The 17,203-nt window shown below is 59.5% G+C and carries 20 protein-coding genes; 11 read left to right on the top strand and 9 right to left on the bottom strand.

The features are described from left to right. Positions 1 to 114 precede the first annotated feature (114 nt). The 5 genes from LOY68_RS10850 to LOY68_RS10870 form a co-directional block, all read right to left on the bottom strand. Positions 115 to 1,518 (bottom strand): heavy metal sensor histidine kinase, encoded by a 1,404-nt coding sequence (locus LOY68_RS10850; protein WP_265044509.1) that lies wholly within the window; start codon positions 1,516 to 1,518, stop codon positions 115 to 117. After that, positions 1,515 to 2,186 (bottom strand): heavy metal response regulator transcription factor, encoded by a 672-nt coding sequence (locus tag LOY68_RS10855; protein WP_054053013.1) that lies wholly within the window; start codon positions 2,184 to 2,186, stop codon positions 1,515 to 1,517. The genes LOY68_RS10850 and LOY68_RS10855 overlap by 4 nt, the downstream gene beginning before the upstream one ends. A gap of 102 nt (positions 2,187 to 2,288) precedes the next feature. Then, positions 2,289 to 2,546 carry a DUF2790 domain-containing protein gene (locus LOY68_RS10860; RefSeq protein WP_265044510.1) on the bottom strand — a complete coding sequence of 86 codons (258 nt, stop codon included), beginning with the start codon at positions 2,544 to 2,546 and terminating at the stop codon, positions 2,289 to 2,291. Positions 2,547 to 2,679: 133 nt separating this feature from the next. Further along, the gene (locus tag LOY68_RS10865) at positions 2,680 to 3,450 is read right to left on the bottom strand and encodes an alpha/beta hydrolase (RefSeq protein WP_054053017.1); all 771 of its coding nucleotides are present in this window, start codon (positions 3,448 to 3,450) and stop codon (positions 2,680 to 2,682) included. A gap of 121 nt (positions 3,451 to 3,571) precedes the next feature. Next, complete coding sequence (locus tag LOY68_RS10870; protein ID WP_265044511.1) at positions 3,572 to 4,282, bottom strand: alpha/beta fold hydrolase; 711 nt, start codon at positions 4,280 to 4,282, stop codon at positions 3,572 to 3,574. A 157-nt stretch (positions 4,283 to 4,439) separates the two neighbouring features. Here LOY68_RS10870 and LOY68_RS10875 point away from each other — a divergent pair, with 157 nt between their 5' ends. Continuing rightward, positions 4,440 to 4,895, top strand: coding sequence for a DUF2214 family protein (locus LOY68_RS10875; RefSeq protein ID WP_265044512.1), 456 nt, complete (start codon positions 4,440 to 4,442; stop codon positions 4,893 to 4,895). Between the two features lie 186 nt (positions 4,896 to 5,081). On the opposite strand, the gene csrA is transcribed toward LOY68_RS10875, so the two are convergent. Next, on the bottom strand, positions 5,082 to 5,273 hold the full coding sequence (gene csrA / locus LOY68_RS10880; RefSeq protein ID WP_017337657.1) for a carbon storage regulator CsrA: 192 nt from the start codon (positions 5,271 to 5,273) through the stop codon (positions 5,082 to 5,084). A 249-nt stretch (positions 5,274 to 5,522) separates the two neighbouring features. Between csrA and LOY68_RS10885 the strand changes: the two genes are divergently transcribed. Both LOY68_RS10885 and LOY68_RS10890 read left to right on the top strand, forming a co-directional pair. Further along, positions 5,523 to 5,900, top strand: coding sequence for a hypothetical protein (locus LOY68_RS10885; RefSeq protein ID WP_054053023.1), 378 nt, complete (start codon positions 5,523 to 5,525; stop codon positions 5,898 to 5,900). A 102-nt stretch (positions 5,901 to 6,002) separates the two neighbouring features. After that, entirely contained in the window at positions 6,003 to 6,899 is an 897-nt protein-coding gene (locus LOY68_RS10890; RefSeq protein ID WP_265044516.1) for a siderophore-interacting protein, read from the top strand. A gap of 56 nt (positions 6,900 to 6,955) precedes the next feature. Here the strand turns inward: LOY68_RS10890 and LOY68_RS10895 are convergent, their stop codons facing one another. The 3 genes from LOY68_RS10895 to LOY68_RS10905 all read right to left on the bottom strand — a co-directional run bounded on the left by LOY68_RS10895 (position 6,956) and on the right by LOY68_RS10905 (position 9,183). Next, on the bottom strand, positions 6,956 to 7,645 hold the full coding sequence (locus LOY68_RS10895) for an endonuclease I family protein (RefSeq protein ID WP_265044518.1): 690 nt from the start codon (positions 7,643 to 7,645) through the stop codon (positions 6,956 to 6,958). Between the two features lie 4 nt (positions 7,646 to 7,649). Next, entirely contained in the window at positions 7,650 to 7,940 is a 291-nt protein-coding gene (locus tag LOY68_RS10900; protein WP_054615469.1) for a DUF1654 domain-containing protein, read from the bottom strand. A gap of 154 nt (positions 7,941 to 8,094) precedes the next feature. Further along, complete coding sequence (locus LOY68_RS10905; RefSeq protein WP_054053030.1) at positions 8,095 to 9,183, bottom strand: asparaginase; 1,089 nt, start codon at positions 9,181 to 9,183, stop codon at positions 8,095 to 8,097. A gap of 343 nt (positions 9,184 to 9,526) precedes the next feature. Between LOY68_RS10905 and LOY68_RS10910 the strand changes: the two genes are divergently transcribed. The 8 genes from LOY68_RS10910 (at position 9,527) to LOY68_RS10945 (ending at position 17,174) form a co-directional block, all read left to right on the top strand. Next, a complete protein-coding gene (locus LOY68_RS10910; protein ID WP_265044520.1) occupies positions 9,527 to 9,988 on the top strand; it encodes a hypothetical protein in 462 nt (153 codons plus the stop codon). A 197-nt stretch (positions 9,989 to 10,185) separates the two neighbouring features. Beyond that, a complete protein-coding gene (locus LOY68_RS10915) occupies positions 10,186 to 11,139 on the top strand; it encodes a sugar ABC transporter substrate-binding protein (protein WP_265044522.1) in 954 nt (317 codons plus the stop codon). 56 nt (positions 11,140 to 11,195) lie between these two features. Further along, the gene (locus LOY68_RS10920; protein ID WP_265044523.1) at positions 11,196 to 12,749 is read left to right on the top strand and encodes a sugar ABC transporter ATP-binding protein; all 1,554 of its coding nucleotides are present in this window, start codon (positions 11,196 to 11,198) and stop codon (positions 12,747 to 12,749) included. Continuing rightward, a complete protein-coding gene (locus LOY68_RS10925) occupies positions 12,746 to 13,723 on the top strand; it encodes an ABC transporter permease (protein WP_265044524.1) in 978 nt (325 codons plus the stop codon). Before LOY68_RS10920 ends, LOY68_RS10925 begins: the two co-directional genes overlap by 4 nt. Positions 13,724 to 13,726: 3 nt before the next feature. Beyond that, positions 13,727 to 14,746: a LacI family DNA-binding transcriptional regulator gene (locus LOY68_RS10930; RefSeq protein WP_163909355.1), complete on the top strand. Its 1,020-nt coding sequence runs from the start codon at positions 13,727 to 13,729 to the stop codon at positions 14,744 to 14,746. A 36-nt stretch (positions 14,747 to 14,782) separates the two neighbouring features. Further along, positions 14,783 to 15,700 (top strand): ribokinase, encoded by a 918-nt coding sequence (gene rbsK, locus LOY68_RS10935; RefSeq protein ID WP_163909356.1) that lies wholly within the window; start codon positions 14,783 to 14,785, stop codon positions 15,698 to 15,700. Beyond that, a complete protein-coding gene (rbsD, locus tag LOY68_RS10940; protein ID WP_163909357.1) occupies positions 15,697 to 16,101 on the top strand; it encodes a D-ribose pyranase in 405 nt (134 codons plus the stop codon). Before rbsK ends, rbsD begins: the two co-directional genes overlap by 4 nt. 44 nt (positions 16,102 to 16,145) lie before the next feature. Then, on the top strand, positions 16,146 to 17,174 hold the full coding sequence (locus LOY68_RS10945) for a nucleoside hydrolase (RefSeq protein ID WP_163909358.1): 1,029 nt from the start codon (positions 16,146 to 16,148) through the stop codon (positions 17,172 to 17,174). The last annotated feature ends 29 nt before the right edge of the window (positions 17,175 to 17,203 follow it).

Consider the following 17,203-nt stretch of genomic DNA (forward strand, 5'->3'; position numbering starts at 1 on the left):
ATGATTGTCCTCTGACCCCTTACGCAAGGGCCAGTGGGCGGCATGATAGGGAGATAGATGGCTGTTCGCCAGTTATGTATCGGCCTGCTCCTCAAATAAACTAATCAAGCCCGATCATCCTTCCAACACCCGCCCCGGAAAGAACAACTCAAAACACGTCACCCCATTCTCACTGGTGACGCCATACCCTCCGTTATGCAACTGCATGATCGTCGCCACAATCGACAACCCCAACCCGTTCGATTGCGCCGACCGCTCCCGCGACTCATCCACCCGATAAAACCGGTCAAACAGTTTCGGCAGATGCTCCGGCGCAATGGTCGCGCCGTGATTGCTCACCCGCAGACTGATCCCTTCGGAAGAGGGCGTCGCACTCACCACCAACTCCGAATCCGGCGCGCCATACTTGATGGCGTTCGAACACAGATTGGCCAACGCCCGGCGCAGCAACATCGGCTCGGCCCAGATCACGCCGCTGCCATGGGCGTTGATGCTGATCCCGACATCCGCCGCCAACCCTTCAAAGTAATCCGCCATGCGTTCCATTTCGTCTGCGGCGTCCAGTTCCTGGCGTTGGCGCAGGGCGCTGGCGGGGTCGGTTCGGGCGAGGAACAGCATGTTGTCGAGCATGCGCGCGAGGCGTTCGAGTTCTTCGACGTTGGAGGCGAGGAGTTGTTGGTAGGCTTCGACGCTGCGGTTTTGCTGGAGGGCGACTTGGGTTTCGCCGAGCAAGTTGTTGATCGGGGTGCGCAGTTCGTGGGCCATGTCGGTGGAGACCTGGCCGAGCTGGACGAAGCCTTTGGCGAGGCGGTCGAGGACGCCGTTGAAGGCATCGATCATCGGCTGCACTTCCAGCGGCGCGCCGTGGTTGTCGAGGCGTTCGGTGAGGTTGCCGACGCCAATGCCGTGGGCGTGTTTGGCCAGGCGCCGCAACGGCAGCAGCCCGCGATAGAGCAGTAAATAGCCGCAGACCGCGAGCAATAGGGCGGCGACACCGGCCAGCAGGTAAACGCGTATCCGGTAGTTGGCCAACACGCTGGTGCGTTCAGTCATCAACCGCCCGGCCACGACTTGCAGGCTGCCCAGGTCGCCGGAGTCGATGGTCGCCGCCAGCGCCGCGAAGGGCACGCCGTCCACGCCGGAAAAGTGCTGCACATCGGCCAGGACCAGCGGATGGTCCATGGTCACGGGCGACAAGTTTGGCAAGTCGAGTCTGCCGGGATTGACCACCAGCAACGGTTTTTGTCCGGCCGCGCCGATCACCAGCACCGATTCGCGGTTGCCGAGCATGTTCTGGAACAAGGCCGGTTTGCTCTTGATCAGGTCCAGGGTGTTGCTGTCATTCAGAAAAGTGCGCAGTTGATCGACCCGGGTGATCAGCGCGGCATCGTCCCGCCGGATCAACTCGCGTTCCAGCTCGCGATACAAACACACGCCCAGCGTGATGACTGAAGCAAAGGCCAGCAACGCAAACAACAATGCCAGGCGCAGGGTCAGGGAATGCGGCCGACCGTTCATGGCTGCGTATCGAAGCGATAGCCGATACCGCGCACGCTGTGGATCAGCTTGAGTTGAAACGGGTCGTCGACTTTCAAGCGCAAACGCCGCACCGCGACGTCTACCACGTTGGTGTCGCTGTCGAAATTCATGTCCCACACCCGCGAGGCAATCAGCGAGCGCGACAACACTTGGCCCTGGTGGGTGGCGAACAAGTGCAGCAAGGCGAATTCTTTGTTGGTCAGGGTGATCCGCACGCCGTCGCGGGTGATGCGGCGTTTGAGCACGTCGATTTGCAGGTCGGCCACTTGCAGCTGTTCTTCTTCCCGGGACGGACCGCGTCGGGTCAGGGTGCGCAGGCGCGCCACCAGTTCGGCGAAGGAGAACGGTTTGATCAGGTAATCGTCGGCGCCCAGTTCCAGACCCTTGATGCGGTCAGCGATGTCGTCGCGGGCGCTGAGGAACAGCACCGGTGTATCAGCTTCCTTGCGCAAGCGCCGCAGCACTTCCCAGCCGTCCATTTTCGGCATCATCACATCGAGCACGATGACGTCGAACGAGGTTTCCAGGGCCAGGTGCAAGCCGTCCACGCCATTGCGCGCCAGGCTGACCGAGTAACCGAGTTCCTGCAGACCGTTGAGCAGGTAGTTGCCTGCCTTGGGCTCGTCTTCAACGACTAGGATGTTCATGGTCGATGTCCGTAAAGAATTCAGTGCGACGTGAGGGGCGTGAGCCAGTGTAGCCCGATCAATTGCGCGTGACTCGGGCCACACATCGTGGGCGCAACATACTCAATTGTCATTGATGCAGCCGGAGCCTTCGACCTGGTAATCCAACACGTGCTCTTGACCGCTGTGGTCCAGGTAGTCCAGCCGCGCAGGAATAATGCCGCACTGTTGTGAGATGTCAGTGCTGGACAGCACTTTCGCGACGTCCATGTGGACGAAGAAACCGGTCTTGTCATGAATCACCGACGCTTGTGGCTGAGTGTCGGCAAAAGCTGAACCGGTGGCGAGGAGGGCGGCGAAACCGAGGATTAACATTTTCATGGTGTGTCTCTCTCTAATCTGGATGGCGGTGGCTGCCGGTTGATTGACTGGGCAGTGAGCTCAGGTTAACGAGGCGATCCGAACAGCCGACCAACAGTTGAATGACAAAGTTGTAATGCAATTTGGCCCGGGATTACGGCTGGCGGCCGGAGGCTTCGAGGATCAGGTCAGCGATTTCTTTCGAGTGCGAGACCAGTGACAGGTGGCTCGATGGCAGCTCGATGGTGGTCGCGCCCATGCGCTTGGCGAGGAAGCGTTCCAGGTCCGGGTTGATGGTCTGGTCGAGGCTGGACACCGCGTACCACGACGGTTTGGTGTGCCAGGCTGCGGCGGTGGTGCGCTCGCCAAACAGGGTTTTGGCGATCGGTTGTTGCACGGCGAACAACTCCATAGCCTTGTCGTGGGGAACATCGCTGGCGAAGTACTTAAGGAAGGCGTCCTGTTTCAAGCTGACGTAGCCGTCGTGCTCTTCGGTGCCGGCACGCACGGGCATGGTCGGGTACTTGCCGGAGAGGGCGACGAAATCTTCGCCGGCATCCGGGGCGCGTGCCGCGACGTAGACCAGCGAGCTGACCTTCGGATCCACCCCGGCTTCACTGACCACGGTGCCCGCGTAGGAGTGGCCGACCAAAACGGTCGGGCCGTCCTGTTGGTCGAGTACGCGTTGGGTGGCGGCAACATCGTTGGCCACAGAGGTCAGCGGGTTCTGCACGGCAGTGACGTGCAAACCGGCGGCTTGCAATCGCGTGATCACCTCGGACCAACTCGAACCATCGGCCCAGGAACCGTGCACCAGCACGACGTTGTTGGCCTTCACGGGCGCAATGTTGGCGGCCATGGCGGAGCCGGTGCCGAGCATCATCAGGCTGGCGGCGATCAGGCAGAGTTTGTTCATTGGTTTCATGGTGTCGACCCTTGTCATCATCGGTAGAAGGCGAGCCCCCCGGATTGGGTGGCTGACGACGACACTGTATGAATCGAGGGTGCGACCTTCGCTGACAACTCAATGACAAAGTTGTAATGCGTTACGAGGTGTCAGAGGCTCGCAAAAACTCAATGATCAGGCGCGCGGCCTCTTCGGGTGCCGCTTGTAGGAGGCAGTGCGGAGCGTTGACGTCGATCACCTGCATCTGTGGCTTCAGTTGAGATATCCGCGTGGAGGCGGTGTGTGGAACCAGGCGATCTTTGGTGGCCCGCAGGTAAATAGTCGGCACGTTCACTTGGGCAAGTTGCGCCGACACATCGACATCGAGCACCGACCGCAGTCGCGAGCGCATTACAGTGGGGCTGACCCGATTGATCGCCAGGCTCAGGGGCGTGCGCAATGCGGCGGTAGAAAATTGACCGAGTAACAGCGGGCTGAGCCATGTGGCGGGCACGGCTCCTATCGGCAGGATGTTGGCTACCAAGCGCAGAGGACTGAGCAACGGCCGAGGGTTTCGAGCAAACGTGCAGCACAGCACCATCCCGACCTGTTGCGGCAGGCGCAAAGCCGTCAGCGCGATGGCGATCGGTCCGGAGAATGATTCGCCCAGCAATACGAACGGTCGGTCGGTGGGCAGCGACTGTCTGGCAATGGTTTCCAGCTCCCCGTAACTCAACGGGACATCGCAGGGGTAGCTCACGACTACGATGTCGCAAGCGTGCTGCAACGCCGACACGAAAGGCTTGAACAGTTCGCCGGTTCCATCCATTCCCGGTAGCAGGACAAGCGTCGGCAGCTTTGATCGGTCCATGTGTTCCATCCTTGGTGAGTGCCTATTCTGGCGCATTTGACTCGCAGCATGCTGGTCAGAATCGGCCTCTTTTTCTGTAGGTCACTGGCAGGCAGATTTCCAGGTTTTGGGCTACTACTGACAAGCCCTTTTCCATTTCCCTGTCAGGAGCATCCCTATGCTGTCTCACTGGTTTCTCGCGGCGATCCATCTCTTGGCGTTTGCCATGGGCCTTTGGGGTGTGCTGACTCGGGGCACGGCATTAAGCCGCCTGGCTGCGGGCACGGCGCAGGTTCGCAGCGTGCTGGTCGCCGATAACGTGTGGGGAATCTCTGCGGGGATTTTGCTAATTACGGGGCTGATGCGGGCCTTCGGCGGGTACGAAAAAGGCACCGACTATTACCTTCATCAGCCGCTGTTTCATCTCAAGATGACGCTGTTCGTGATCATCCTGCTGCTGGAGCTGGCGCCGATGATCACTTTGATCAAGTGGCGGATCGCCTTGGGGCGTGGCGCTTCGGTGGATCTGGGGCGGGCGAAGCTGTTCGCACGGATCAGCCATGTCGAAGCGCTGTTGATGATGCTCATGGTCATCGCGGCCACTGGCATGGCACGGGCTGTGACCTTCGGCTAGCGGTGACCTATTCGTCGGGGTTAAAGCGAATGGTCTGACAGCCAAGGCGTCGCCGAAGCCGCTAGTATCGGCTTCACATCACGAGGGGGATGAACGGTGGGGCAGGGCGGGGCGAAACAATGTGCATGAATCTTTAGCCAGCCATTGCGCTGAAGCGAACGGGCTGGCTACTGACTGCAGCAGGATTCAGGGTTGCGGCTTGTCTGGAGCGGTCAGCCCGGCCTGAATGCGCTGATAGATCTCTTCGCGATGCACGGCAACGTCTTTCGGGGCGTTGATGCCAATTCGGACTTGCTGGCCGCTAACGCCCAGGATGGTGATAGTGATGTCATCACCAATGTTTATGCTTTCACCGACTTTGCGGGTGAGTATCAGCATGGTCTTCTCCTTGATTGCTTTGTAGGGCACCTGATTCAGACAGTGCAGAGGTCGGTGTAGTTATAGATTAGTGCGAAGTCTCACGGTTTGGGTGCCTCTTTCTGACGCGCAGATGCTGCATTAATTCCCAAGGCGTAACTATACAGAGGCCGCATCCATGATTCTCGTTGTTTTGTGCCCATTTTGCGGCACTCGGGAAGTATTCATGAATGCTAAAATCCGCGCTTTCAGCATTCAGAGGGAAACGTTGTGCGCAAAATGGCCTTGGTAATCGCAGTATTGGCGTTGGCGGGATGCGGTGAAGGAAAGGATGCGAGCGCTCAAAAGACGCCTTCTGCGACTGTTTCCGCACCGGCAACAGCGCCGGCTGTTGCAACGGGTCCGCAATGGGATCTCGAGGTGCGGGGCGAAACAACCCAGGCCGTCAGCGACTTGAGCGGCTGGTTGATCGAGCACAGCTTCGTTTCCAATGTGGTCCGGGAAAACGGCAAGGACCGGATCCTGCTCGGGCCGTTCGCTTCCAAAGCCGAGGCTGAGGCCAGGCAGGCTGACTTGAACGCAGCGCTGACCCGGGCAAAAAAGATGAACATCGAATCGCTGATCATCGAGCGTCCGGCGGCTCAGTAATCGCGTAACGGTTCAGGCGCCGTTCAGCGGGGAATCCTAAAGGGTGGCCGCGGTGACTCGTATTTATACGTAGTCACTGTCGATTCCCAGAAGGAGCTCCCCATGGCCTCCGCCAATCCTTACAAAATCTTCGACGCGGTCTTGCAGCGCAAGCAGGCCCTGAGCCCGCACATGATGCGCGTCACTCTGGCCGGGCCGATGGTCACCGATATGGCCACCTGGGCGCCGGATCAGCGGGTCAAACTGTTCTTCCCCGCCGAAGATGGATCGCCGGCCCGGCTGTCCCATGAAGATGGCTGGTACGCCCGTTACCGTTCAATGCCGGTAGCCCAGCGTCCGGCGATGCGTACTTACACCATCCGCCATCTGCGCGCCGATCAAGGCGAAGTGGACATCGATTTTGTGTTGCACGGTGAAACCGGTCCGGCTTCCCGTTGGGCGATTCGATCGGTGCCGGGTGCTTCGATCCAGATCACCGCGCCGGATCGGCACTTCACGGCCCAGGATGCAGGCGGTTTCGAATGGAAGCCGCCGCAAGCGCTCAAGCAATTGTTGCTGGTCGCCGATGCCACGGCGTTGCCAGCGGCGCTCGGGATCCTCGACGAGTTGTCCGTCCTTGATGAGCCGCCGCTGACCCAGGCTTTTTTTGAAGTCGACAGCCTGGAAGATGCGTTGCCGGTTCCAGATTGGCCGGGGCTTTCGGTGGAGTGGCTGGTTCGCGAGCATGCCAGCGCAGGGTCGTTGATGGTCGAGGCGGTCCAGCGGGCGAACCTGCCGTCATATGTTTCCAAAGAATCCGTGGAACTGGCGGAAGTGAATGTGGACGAGGAGATCCTCTGGGAAACCTCCGCATCGGCCAGTGATGGCTTCTATGGCTGGATCGCCGGAGAGACGGTCGCGGTGATGAGCCTGCGCAAGTACCTGATCAAGGAACGCGGCATTCCCCGGGAGTCGCTGAACCTGATGGGCTACTGGCGCTACAACAAAGTCGGCGGTTAGAAACAACAAAGGCCTCGGGTTTTAATGCCCGAGGCCTTTGTGTTTTCAGCGGTTGTTCAGCCGCAGGCTTTCATGTCCACCGGGCCGACAAATTCATTGCCGCGTCCCATCACGCACGCCACGCTCTGATTGCGCTGGCGCTCCCAGGTTTGCACCGGATAAGTCTTGTTCCAGGCTTCATACAGTTGGCGATCCTGTTTGGACAGTTTCAACCCGTACTGTTTGCTCATGTAGAAGTAGGTCCGGGCGATCATCCCGCGAATCGATGGACGAGGCATGACCTTCTTGGCCTTGAAATCGACTTGGGTCAGGCACGAACCATATTGGCCCGATTGCACCGGTAGCCAACCAAAGCTGAAGTTGCTGCGGTCACCGTTGACCTCACCGATGCTCGGCACCAGGTTGTGCAAGTCAGCCTCGGCCTTCTGATAGGTCGGGTCGTAGCGTGTGCAGTTTTTGCGTCCGCCCGACTGCCAGCATTGGCGCTGATGGCCGATCTGCCAGGCCGGGACAATGTGCTCCCACTCGATGCGGGCGGCCCGCTTGGCGCTTTTGCGCGGCACATAACCACAGGCAGCGAGGTCGACCTTGTTGCCGGTGTATTTGCAGCCGCAATAAAACTCGGTGGATTGCGGTGCGTAGAGCTTCCACGCGACTTTCTTGGCTTCGTTGAAGGTGCGCGGGGCGCCTGCCTGGGTGCCCATGGCAATGAACAGAAACAGCAAAGCAAAACAGCGGACACTCATTGACTCAATCTTCCTTCGGCACAACCCAGAAAATCTGCACACCGCCATCGTCGCGATAGGCGAGGGTGACGTTATCGTTTTCGTCGATTTCTTCGAGCAGCTGTTCCCATTCGTCCACCGGTTCATCCGGCAGACGGAAAATCAGCGCGGCTTTGGATTTTTGCGCGGTAGGGGAATTGATGATTTTTTGAACGCGCAGACCCATGCGTTCAAAGGAGCCAGGAGAGGCAGCGGTAGTGGCCACGGAATTATCCTTATTAAGCTGTACGGGCATACAGTATTTAACTGTAAGCATTTTCGCAACTGCTTAAAATTCAAGAAAATCCTCTGACAGTGTTTTTTTCCGTTTGGTGTAAGACGGTTGACGTTTTTTTGTAGGAGATGCCACTCACCAGAACAGGCAAGTGGCGCAAGCGGTGCCCGACCGGAATCGGTCGGGCGAGGGCGGATCAGTACTCCCAGAACATCCGTTGCAGCTCTTTGCTGTCGTTGGTCTTGGTCAGTGCGACCATGGCCAGGATGCGCGCCTTCTGTGGGTTCAGGTCATGTGCCACGACCCAGTCGTACTTGTCGTCAGGCTGTTCGGCGTTACGCAGGACGAAACCACCGGCGTTGACGTGGGACGAACGGATGATTTGCACGCCATCCTTGCGCAGGGCTTGCAAGGTTGGCACCACGCGGGAAGACACCGAACCGTTGCCGGTGCCGGCGTGGATGATCGCTTTGGCGCCCGATTGCGCGAGGGCTTTGTAGGCAGTGTCGCTAACGTTGCCGTAGGAATAGGCGATTTCTACGTCAGGCAGGCTCTTGATGGTTTTGATGTCGAATTCCGAATCCATGGTGTGGCGCTTGGCCGGCAGACGGAACCAGTAGGATTTGCCTTCAACCACCATGCCCAGCGGGCCCCAGGCACTTTTGAAGGCCTCGGTCTTGATGTTGATCATTTTGCTGACGTCGCGACCGGACTGGATTTCATCGTTCATGGTCACCAGCACACCTTTGCCGCGTGCCTCTTTGCTGCTGGCCACGGCCACGGCGTTGTACAGGTTCAGCATGCCGTCGGCGGACATCGCGGTGCCCGGACGCATGGAACCGACGACGATGATCGGCTTGTCGGTTTTTTCCACCAGGTTCAGGAAGTAGGCGGTTTCTTCCAGGGTGTCGGTGCCGTGGGTGATGACAATGCCATCGACGGCTTTGTCGTCGGCCAATTCCGCGACGCGGCGACCCAGCTGTAACAGGTTGTCGTTGGTGATGCTTTCGGAAGCAATCTGCATGACTTGTTCGCCACGCACGTTAGCCAGTTGGCTGAGTTCCGGCACGCCAGCGATCAATTGTTCGATACCGACTTTGGCAGCCTGATAAGTAGCGCTGTTGGCCGCACTGGCGCCAGCGCCGGCGATGGTGCCGCCAGTGGCCAGGATCACCACGTTCGCCAGTTTCTGTTGGGTTTCAGCTTCTTTCGCCTGAAGGGCGGTGGGCAGGAGCAGCAGGAGGGCCAAAGCGCCCGGAATAAAGGTGTTGAATGCAGATTTCATTATTTTCTCTCTAGTAGTGACGGTGCTGATGCAGGTTCATCTAGATACGCCCCCGGCAGATCTGAACGCCTGGGGTGCACAAGAAAGAGCAGGATCTGTACCAGCCCTACTTTGAATGAGAGAAAACTTTAAGCTGATGATTTATATCAGTATTTATGTCGGCAGTAATGAAGTTAAACAACCTTCTGTCCGGGTTTCCGAATACGTTGAGTATTTGCGTTCGGTTCTCCGAAAGGACCTACGATCCTTGTTGATTAGTTACCTTGCCGAATTTCAAATCAGTGCTAAAGAAAACCCCGCACAGGTCGATGGTCTTCAAAGGAATCTTTTTTCAGGAGTTCACATGTCGTTATCAGTCGGTCTTCCCAACGCCGCAGGCGTGACCATTGGCGGCAAATCCGCTGCCACGATCCGCGCGTTGAACGATGCCACGCAGGCTGAGGCCGCCAAAGCGTTGGGCACTCAAGAAGACGACGGCAAGGTCGTCAAGACTGGCCCGGTAGGGCTGGATAAAAGCACCAATACCGAGGCTGCATCTGAAGGAAAGAGCAACCAGAGCGCCGCGGTGAAAATCCTGCTCAAGCGCATGCAAGAGCTGCAACAGCAACTGCGTGAGCAACAGCAACAACTGGCCGCAGCCCAAGCGGCGTCCTATCCGACGCCGGAAGCCAAGTCGACAGTGGTCATGGCGATTCAAGGTCAGATTGCCGAGACCAACGGCGCGCTGCTGGAAGTGTCCGGGGCATTGGTCAAGGAAATGGCCAAGGGCTCCAGCACCGGCTCGATGGTCGATACCACGGCCTGAGGCTTATGCCTGTTTTTTGCCAGCCAGCGCACAAAATGGTCGATTCTGCTCGTTGACAAATCTCGGCAGGGTTCGCATAGTTCGGTCTACGCAAACGTTTGCGCGGCGTTCTCGATGGCTCGTTCCATCGAAGGACACCCTGTAGCCTACGCCAGCGCAAGCGTTGCTCACAATAATCATAAGATCGGAGTGAACCCATGAAGCTGCCATTCGCTGGACGTCTTCTCGCTGTCGCTATGCTGGCTGCCGCATCCGCCGCGTTGCCCCTCTCTTCGGCGTTCGCCGATACTGAAAAACCTAAAGTCGCGCTGGTCATGAAATCCCTGGCCAACGAATTCTTCCTGACCATGGAAGACGGCGCCAAGGCTTATCAGAAAGACCATTCCGCCGATTTCGACCTGATCTCCAACGGCATCAAGGACGAAACGGACACCGCTGGCCAGACCCGCATCGTCGAGCAAATGATTTTGGCCAAGGTCAATGCGCTGGTCATCGCGCCGGCTGACTCCAAAGCCATGGTGCCGGTGATCAAGAAAGCCGTCGATGCCGGTATCACCGTGATCAACATCGACAACCAACTCGACCCGGCCGTCGTCAAAAGCAAAAACATCACCGTACCGTTCGTAGGCCCGGACAACCGCAAAGGCGCGCGTCTGGTGGGTGAGTACCTGGCCAAGCAACTGAAAGCCGGTGACGAAGTCGGCATCATCGAAGGCGTGTCCACCACCACCAACGCCCAGCAGCGCACCGCCGGTTTCAAAGACGCGATGGAAGCGGCGCAGATCAAGGTGGTTTCCTTGCAGTCCGGTGATTGGGAAATCGACAAAGGCAACAAGGTTGCCGCTTCGATCCTCAGCGAATACCCGGATGTCAAAGCCCTGCTGGCCGGTAACGACAGCATGGCCGTTGGCGCCGTTTCCGCCGTCCGTGCCGCCGGCAAGGCAGGCAAGGTCCAGGTAGTCGGTTACGACAACATCAACGCCATCAAGCCGATGCTCAAGGATGGCCGTGTCCTGGCCACCGCTGACCAGTTTGCTGCCAAGCAAGCCGTGTTCGGGATCGAGACTGCGCTGAAGATCATCAAAGGCGAGAAAGTCGACAGCGGTACCAACGGCGTGATCGAAACTCCGGTAGAGCTGGTTACCAAGTAGTCCTTCTGGCGACACAACGGTGCTCGCCCGTCCGGGCGAGCGCATGGAGAGTTTTTATGTCAGTTTCCGCCCCGAACGCTGTCCTCTCGGTCAGCGGTATCGGTAAGACCTATGCCCAACCGGTCCTGACCGGCATCGACCTGACGCTGATGCGCGGTGAAGTGCTGGCGCTGACCGGTGAGAACGGCGCCGGCAAAAGCACCCTGTCGAAGATCATCGGCGGCCTGGTCACACCGACCACCGGCCAGATGCAATTCCAGGGTCAGGAATACCGTCCCGGCAGCCGTACCCAGGCTGAAGACCTGGGCATCCGCATGGTCATGCAAGAACTCAATCTGTTGCCGACCCTGTCGGTGGCGGAAAACCTGTTTCTCGATAACCTGCCGAGCAGCGGTGGCTGGATCAGCCGCAAGCAATTGCGCAAGGCAGCGATCGAAGCGATGGCCCAGGTCGGCCTCGACGCGATTGACCCGGACACCCTGGTCGGCGAGCTGGGCATCGGTCACCAGCAAATGGTCGAGATCGCCCGCAACCTGATCGGCGACTGCCATGTGCTGATCCTCGACGAACCGACTGCGATGCTGACGGCGCGGGAAGTCGAGATGCTGTTCGAACAGATCACCCGCCTGCAAGCTCGTGGCGTGTCGATCATCTACATTTCCCACCGCCTCGAAGAACTGGCACGAGTGGCCCAGCGCATTGCGGTATTGCGCGACGGCAACCTGGTCTGCGTCGAGCCGATGGCCAATTACAACAGTGAGCAACTGGTCACCCTGATGGTGGGTCGCGAGTTGGGCGAACACATGGACATGGGGCCGCGCAACATCGGTGCACCGGCCTTGACGGTCACGGGGTTGACCCGCTCCGACAAGGTCCGTGACGTGTCTTTCGAAGTGCGCGCCGGTGAGATCTTCGGCATTTCCGGGCTGATCGGGGCAGGGCGCACCGAGTTGCTGCGCCTGATCTTCGGCGCCGACACGCCAGATAGCGGCACGGTTGCGCTGGGCTCTCCGGCCAAAGTCGTGAGCATTCGTTCGCCGGCCGACGCGGTGGGTCACGGCATTGCCCTGATCACCGAGGACCGCAAGGGCGAAGGCCTGCTGCTGACCCAGTCGATCAGTGCCAACATTGCCTTGGGCAACATGCCGGTGATTTCCAGCGCGGGCGTCGTCAACAACGGTGACGAGATGGCCCTGGCTCAACGTCAGATCAGCGCGATGCGGATCCGCAGTTCCAGCCCGACGCAATTAGTCTCCGAGCTGTCCGGCGGCAACCAGCAGAAAGTCGTGATCGGCCGTTGGCTGGAACGCGATTGTTCGGTGATGTTGTTCGATGAGCCGACCCGTGGCATCGACGTCGGCGCCAAGTTCGACATCTATGCCTTGCTCGGCGAACTGACTCGCCAGGGCAAAGCGCTGGTGGTGGTGTCCAGTGACTTGCGTGAACTGATGCTGATCTGCGACCGGATCGGCGTGTTGTCGGCGGGGCGCCTGATCGACACGTTCGAGCGCGACAGCTGGACCCAGGATGATTTGCTTGCCGCCGCTTTCGCCGGCTACCAAAAACGTGATGCGTTGCTCAACGAAGCAGCGCCTAAGGATCTTCCATGAAAACTGCAACGTCTGCCGGTAAACGTAGTGGCAATTTTTACGGCCTCGGCACCTATCTGGGCCTGGCCGGTGCCTTGCTGGCGATGATCGTTTTGTTCTCGATGCTGAGCAGCCATTTCCTGTCGTACGACACCTTCAGTACCCTGGCCAACCAGATCCCGGACTTGATGGTGTTGGCGGTCGGCATGACTTTCGTGCTGATCATCGGCGGCATCGACCTGTCGGTCGGTTCGGTGCTGGCGCTTGCGGCCTCGGCGGTCAGCGTGGCGATTCTCGGCTGGGGGTGGAGCGTTTTGCCGGCGGCCCTGTTCGGCATGGCCGTGGCGGCATTGGCCGGGACCATCACTGGTTCGATCACCGTGGCCTGGCGCATTCCGTCGTTCATCGTGTCCCTCGGCGTGCTGGAAATGGCCCGTGGCCTGGCGTACCAGATGACCGGCTCGCGTACGGCCTACATCGGTGACGCCTTCGCCTGGCTGTCCAACCCGATCGCCTTTGGCATTTCGCCGTCGTTCATCATTGCCTTTGTGATCATCATCGTCGCCCAGGCAGTGCTGACCCGTACGGTGTTCGGCCGCTACCTGATCGGCATCGGCACCAACGAAGAAGCGGTGCGTCTGGCAGGGATCAATCCAAAACCCTACAAGATTCTGGTATTCAGCCTGATGGGGCTGTTGGCTGGCATCGCTGCGTTGTTCCAGATTTCCCGTCTGGAAGCCGCAGACCCGAATGCCGGTTCCGGCCTGGAGCTGCAAGTGATCGCCGCCGTGGTGATCGGTGGCACCAGCCTGATGGGCGGGCGCGGTTCGGTGATCAGTACGTTCTTCGGTGTGTTGATCATCTCGGTATTGGCGGCTGGTCTGGCGCAGATCGGTGCGACCGAACCGACCAAGCGCATCATCACCGGTGCGGTTATTGTGGTGGCGGTGGTGCTTGATACTTATCGCAGTCAGCGCGCAAGCCGGCGGACCTGATTCATGGCAACGATCAAGGATGTGGCGGCACTCGCAGGAATTTCCTACACCACGGTGTCCCACGTGGTGAACAAGACGCGCCCGGTCAGTGAAGAAGTGCGGGTGAAAGTCGAGGCGGCGATCAAAAGCCTCGACTACGTGCCCAGCGCCGTCGCGCGCTCGTTGAAAGCGAAAACCACGGCGACCATCGGTTTGCTTGTGCCTAACAGCCTCAACCCGTACTTCGCCGAACTGGCCAGGGGTATCGAGGATTACTGCGAGCGTAACGGCTATTGCGTGATCCTTTGCAACTCCGACGACAATCCGGACAAGCAGCGCAGCTATTTAAGGGTGTTGCTGGAAAAACGCATTGACGGCTTGATCGTGGCCTCGGCCGGTGGCGATGCCGTACTCGCCGAAGGCTTGGCGGGCGTGCGCACACCAATGGTGATTGTCGACCGTGGGCTCGATGGTGTGAATGCCGACCTGGTGCGCATCGATCACGAATACGGCGCCTACCTGGCGACCCGGCATCTGCTGGAACTGGGCCATCGGGACATCGCCACCATCGGCGGGCCGGCGGACACCAGCGTGGCGCAAATGCGTCTGGCCGGTTACTGCCGGGCGTTGCGAGAGGCGGGCGTCGAAGTGCCGCGCGAGCGCATGCTGGAAAGCGACTTCACCAGTACTGGCGGTTACAGTGCCGCCGCGACCCTGCTGGAAAAGAACCCGCCCAGTGCGATTTTCGCCGGTAACGACATGATCGGCATCGGTGTGCTGCGAGCGGCTGCCGAGCGCAATATTCGCGTGCCCACCGAGTTGTCGGTGATCGGCTTCGATGACATCCAGATGAGTCGTTATGTCTACCCGGCGCTGACCACCGTCGGCCAGTCGATCCTGCAATTGGGAGAGATGGCCGCCGAAGTGCTGTTGCGCCGGATTGCCACGCCGGGCCTGGCCACCGATCAACGGATCGTGACCCCCAGCATTGTCTTGCGAGAGTCGACCGCGCCGCTGGCCGGTGTGTTCTCCGAATTCCGCTGAAAGCACAGCAGAAACCGAATTAATGAGTAGTGACGTATGCCAGCAAAAGTAGTGGTAATAGGCAGCCTTAACATGGACCTGGTGACTCGGGCGCCACGGCTGCCTCGCGGCGGTGAAACGCTGATCGGCCAGTCGTTTGCCACGGTGTCCGGCGGCAAGGGTGCGAACCAGGCCGTGGCTGCCGCGCGTCTGGGTGCTGAGGTGTCGATGGTCGGCTGCGTCGGCACTGATGCTTATGGCCAGGAACTGCGCGGGGCGCTGTTGGCCGAACAGATCGATTGTCAGGCGGTGAGCATTGTCGACGGCGCCAGTGGCGTGGCGTTGATCGTGGTCGATGACAACAGCCAGAACGCGATCGTGATTGTCGCCGGTGCCAACGGTGCGCTGACGCCTGAAGTGATCGACCGTTTCGACGCGGTGTTGCAGGCGGCGGACGTGATTATCTGTCAGCTGGAAGTGCCGGATGCCACGGTCGGTCATGCGCTCAAGCGCGGCCGTGAACTGGGCAAGACCGTGATCCTCAATCCAGCCCCGGCCAGCCGTCCGCTGCCGGCGGATTGGTACTCAGCCATCGACTACCTGATCCCCAACGAAAGCGAAGCGTCGGCCCTGAGCGGCTTGCCGGTGGATTCCCTGGAAACCGCCGAAACTGCCGCGACCCGATTGCTCGCCATGGGCGCCGCGAAAGTCATCATTACCCTGGGCGCCCAAGGCTCGCTGTTTGCCAACGGCACTGGCTTCGAGCATTTCCCTGCGCCGACCGTTAAAGCGGTGGATACGACGGCGGCGGGTGACACCTTTGTCGGTGGTTTCGCCGCGGCGTTGGCGTCCGGTAAAACCGAGGCCGAAGCGATTCGTTTCGGTCAGGTCGCTGCGGCGCTGTCGGTCACCCGTGCGGGTGCCCAGCCTTCGATTCCTACCTTGTCCGACGTACAGGCCTTTAAGACACCATGAAAAAGACACCTTTGCTCAACGTCGCTCTGTCGCGGCTGATCGCGTCCTTGGGTCATGGCGACATGGTGGTGATCGGCGATGCCGGCCTGCCAGTGCCGCCGGGCGTCGAACTGATCGACCTGGCCTTGACCCACGGTATTCCGGATTTCGTCAGCACCTTGAAAGTGCTGCTTAGCGAAATGCAGGTCGAAAGCCATGTGCTTGCCCAAGAGATTCTGGACAAGCAACCCACGGCCCTGACGACGCTCGATGAGCTGAATGCCGAAGGCTCGCTGGGCCGCCGTGACCTGCTCAGCCATGAGCAATTCAAAGTCCTCAGCCGACAGGCGCGGGCGATTGTTCGTACAGGCGAATGTTCGCCGTACTGCAACATCGTGCTGGTGTCCGGGGTGACGTTCTAACTCGCTGTATCCTTTTCTGCTTTCCCACGCACAAGGAGTGCGCTATGCACCGCTATGCTCAGAAACTGCATCATCTGCTCCGGAGTCTGCTGCTTTTGTCTTTCATCACTGCAACAAGCGCCCAGGCGGCGGAAAAGATCGACTTGATCATCGACACCGACCCGGGTGCCGATGACGTGGTTGCCTTGCTGTTTGCGCTGGCTTCGCCGGAAGAACTGAACATTCGCGCGCTGACCACCGTGGCGGGCAACGTGCGTCTGGACAAGACTTCGCGTAATGCGCGGCTGGCTCGTGAGTGGGCAGGGCGCGAAGACGTGCCGGTCTACGCAGGCGCGCCGAAACCGCTGATGCGCACGCCGATCTACGCCGAGAACATCCATGGCAAGGAAGGCCTGTCGGGTGTCACCGTGCACGAGCCGAAGAAAGGCCTGGCCGAGGGCAATGCGGTCAATTACCTGATCGATACCTTGAAAGCCGCCAAGCCCCACAGCATCACCATCGCCATGCTTGGTCCGCAGACCAACCTGGCCCTGGCGCTGATCCAGGAACCTGAAATTGTTCAGGGCATCAAGGAAGTGGTGATCATGGGCGGTGCGCACTTCAATGGCGGCAACATCACGCCGGTGGCCGAGTTCAACCTGTTCGCCGACCCACAGGCGGCGGAAGTGGTACTCAAGAGCGGCGTGAAGCTGACTTACCTGCCGCTGGACGTGACCCACAAGATCCTCACCAGCGAGGCGCGCCTGAAGCAGATCGCCGCGCTCAACAACAATGCCGGCAAGATCGTGGGCGATATTCTCAATGAGTACGTCAAGGGCGATATGGAGCACTACGGCATTCCGGGCGGCCCGGTGCATGACGCCACCGTTATCGCTTACCTGCTGAAGCCGGAGCTGTTCACCGGTCGTTCGGTCAACGTAGCGATCGACAGCCGCGAAGGCATCACCTTTGGCCAGACTGTCGTGGATTGGTATGACGGCCTGAAAGCCCCGAAGAATGCTTTCTGGGTCGAGAATGGCGATGCTCAGGGTTTCTTCGACCTGCTGACCCAGCGTCTTGCTCGCCTGAAGTAAGCCGTATACCCGCAGGTGCCAGCCTGCGG

Source organism: Pseudomonas sp. B21-053, from assembly GCF_026016365.1.
Lineage (GTDB): Bacteria > Pseudomonadota > Gammaproteobacteria > Pseudomonadales > Pseudomonadaceae > Aquipseudomonas > Aquipseudomonas nunensis.

Bases quoted from the DNA above. Each gene is read 5' to 3' on its own strand.
- LOY68_RS10900 (WP_054615469.1), bottom strand. From the start codon at position 7,940: ATGCTTACAGTTAAATACTGTATGCCCGTACAGCTTAATAAGGATAAT.
- LOY68_RS10915 (WP_265044522.1), top strand. From the start codon at position 10,186: ATGAAGCTGCCATTCGCTGGACGTCTTCTCGCTGTCGCTATGCTGGCT.
- LOY68_RS10945 (WP_163909358.1), top strand. From the start codon at position 16,146: ATGCACCGCTATGCTCAGAAACTGCATCATCTGCTCCGGAGTCTGCTG.
- LOY68_RS10855 (WP_054053013.1), bottom strand. From the start codon at position 2,186: ATGAACATCCTAGTCGTTGAAGACGAGCCCAAGGCAGGCAACTACCTG.
- LOY68_RS10925 (WP_265044524.1), top strand. From the start codon at position 12,746: ATGAAAACTGCAACGTCTGCCGGTAAACGTAGTGGCAATTTTTACGGC.
- LOY68_RS10850 (WP_265044509.1), bottom strand. From the start codon at position 1,518: ATGAACGGTCGGCCGCATTCCCTGACCCTGCGCCTGGCATTGTTGTTT.
- LOY68_RS10890 (WP_265044516.1), top strand. From the start codon at position 6,003: ATGGCCTCCGCCAATCCTTACAAAATCTTCGACGCGGTCTTGCAGCGC.
- LOY68_RS10875 (WP_265044512.1), top strand. From the start codon at position 4,440: ATGCTGTCTCACTGGTTTCTCGCGGCGATCCATCTCTTGGCGTTTGCC.
- LOY68_RS10920 (WP_265044523.1), top strand. From the start codon at position 11,196: ATGTCAGTTTCCGCCCCGAACGCTGTCCTCTCGGTCAGCGGTATCGGT.
- LOY68_RS10865 (WP_054053017.1), bottom strand. From the start codon at position 3,450: ATGAAACCAATGAACAAACTCTGCCTGATCGCCGCCAGCCTGATGATG.
- LOY68_RS10860 (WP_265044510.1), bottom strand. From the start codon at position 2,546: ATGAAAATGTTAATCCTCGGTTTCGCCGCCCTCCTCGCCACCGGTTCA.
- LOY68_RS10910 (WP_265044520.1), top strand. From the start codon at position 9,527: ATGTCGTTATCAGTCGGTCTTCCCAACGCCGCAGGCGTGACCATTGGC.
- LOY68_RS10930 (WP_163909355.1), top strand. From the start codon at position 13,727: ATGGCAACGATCAAGGATGTGGCGGCACTCGCAGGAATTTCCTACACC.
- rbsD (WP_163909357.1), top strand. From the start codon at position 15,697: ATGAAAAAGACACCTTTGCTCAACGTCGCTCTGTCGCGGCTGATCGCG.
- LOY68_RS10895 (WP_265044518.1), bottom strand. From the start codon at position 7,645: ATGAGTGTCCGCTGTTTTGCTTTGCTGTTTCTGTTCATTGCCATGGGC.
- LOY68_RS10905 (WP_054053030.1), bottom strand. From the start codon at position 9,183: ATGAAATCTGCATTCAACACCTTTATTCCGGGCGCTTTGGCCCTCCTG.
- csrA (WP_017337657.1), bottom strand. From the start codon at position 5,273: ATGCTGATACTCACCCGCAAAGTCGGTGAAAGCATAAACATTGGTGAT.
- LOY68_RS10870 (WP_265044511.1), bottom strand. From the start codon at position 4,282: ATGGACCGATCAAAGCTGCCGACGCTTGTCCTGCTACCGGGAATGGAT.
- rbsK (WP_163909356.1), top strand. From the start codon at position 14,783: ATGCCAGCAAAAGTAGTGGTAATAGGCAGCCTTAACATGGACCTGGTG.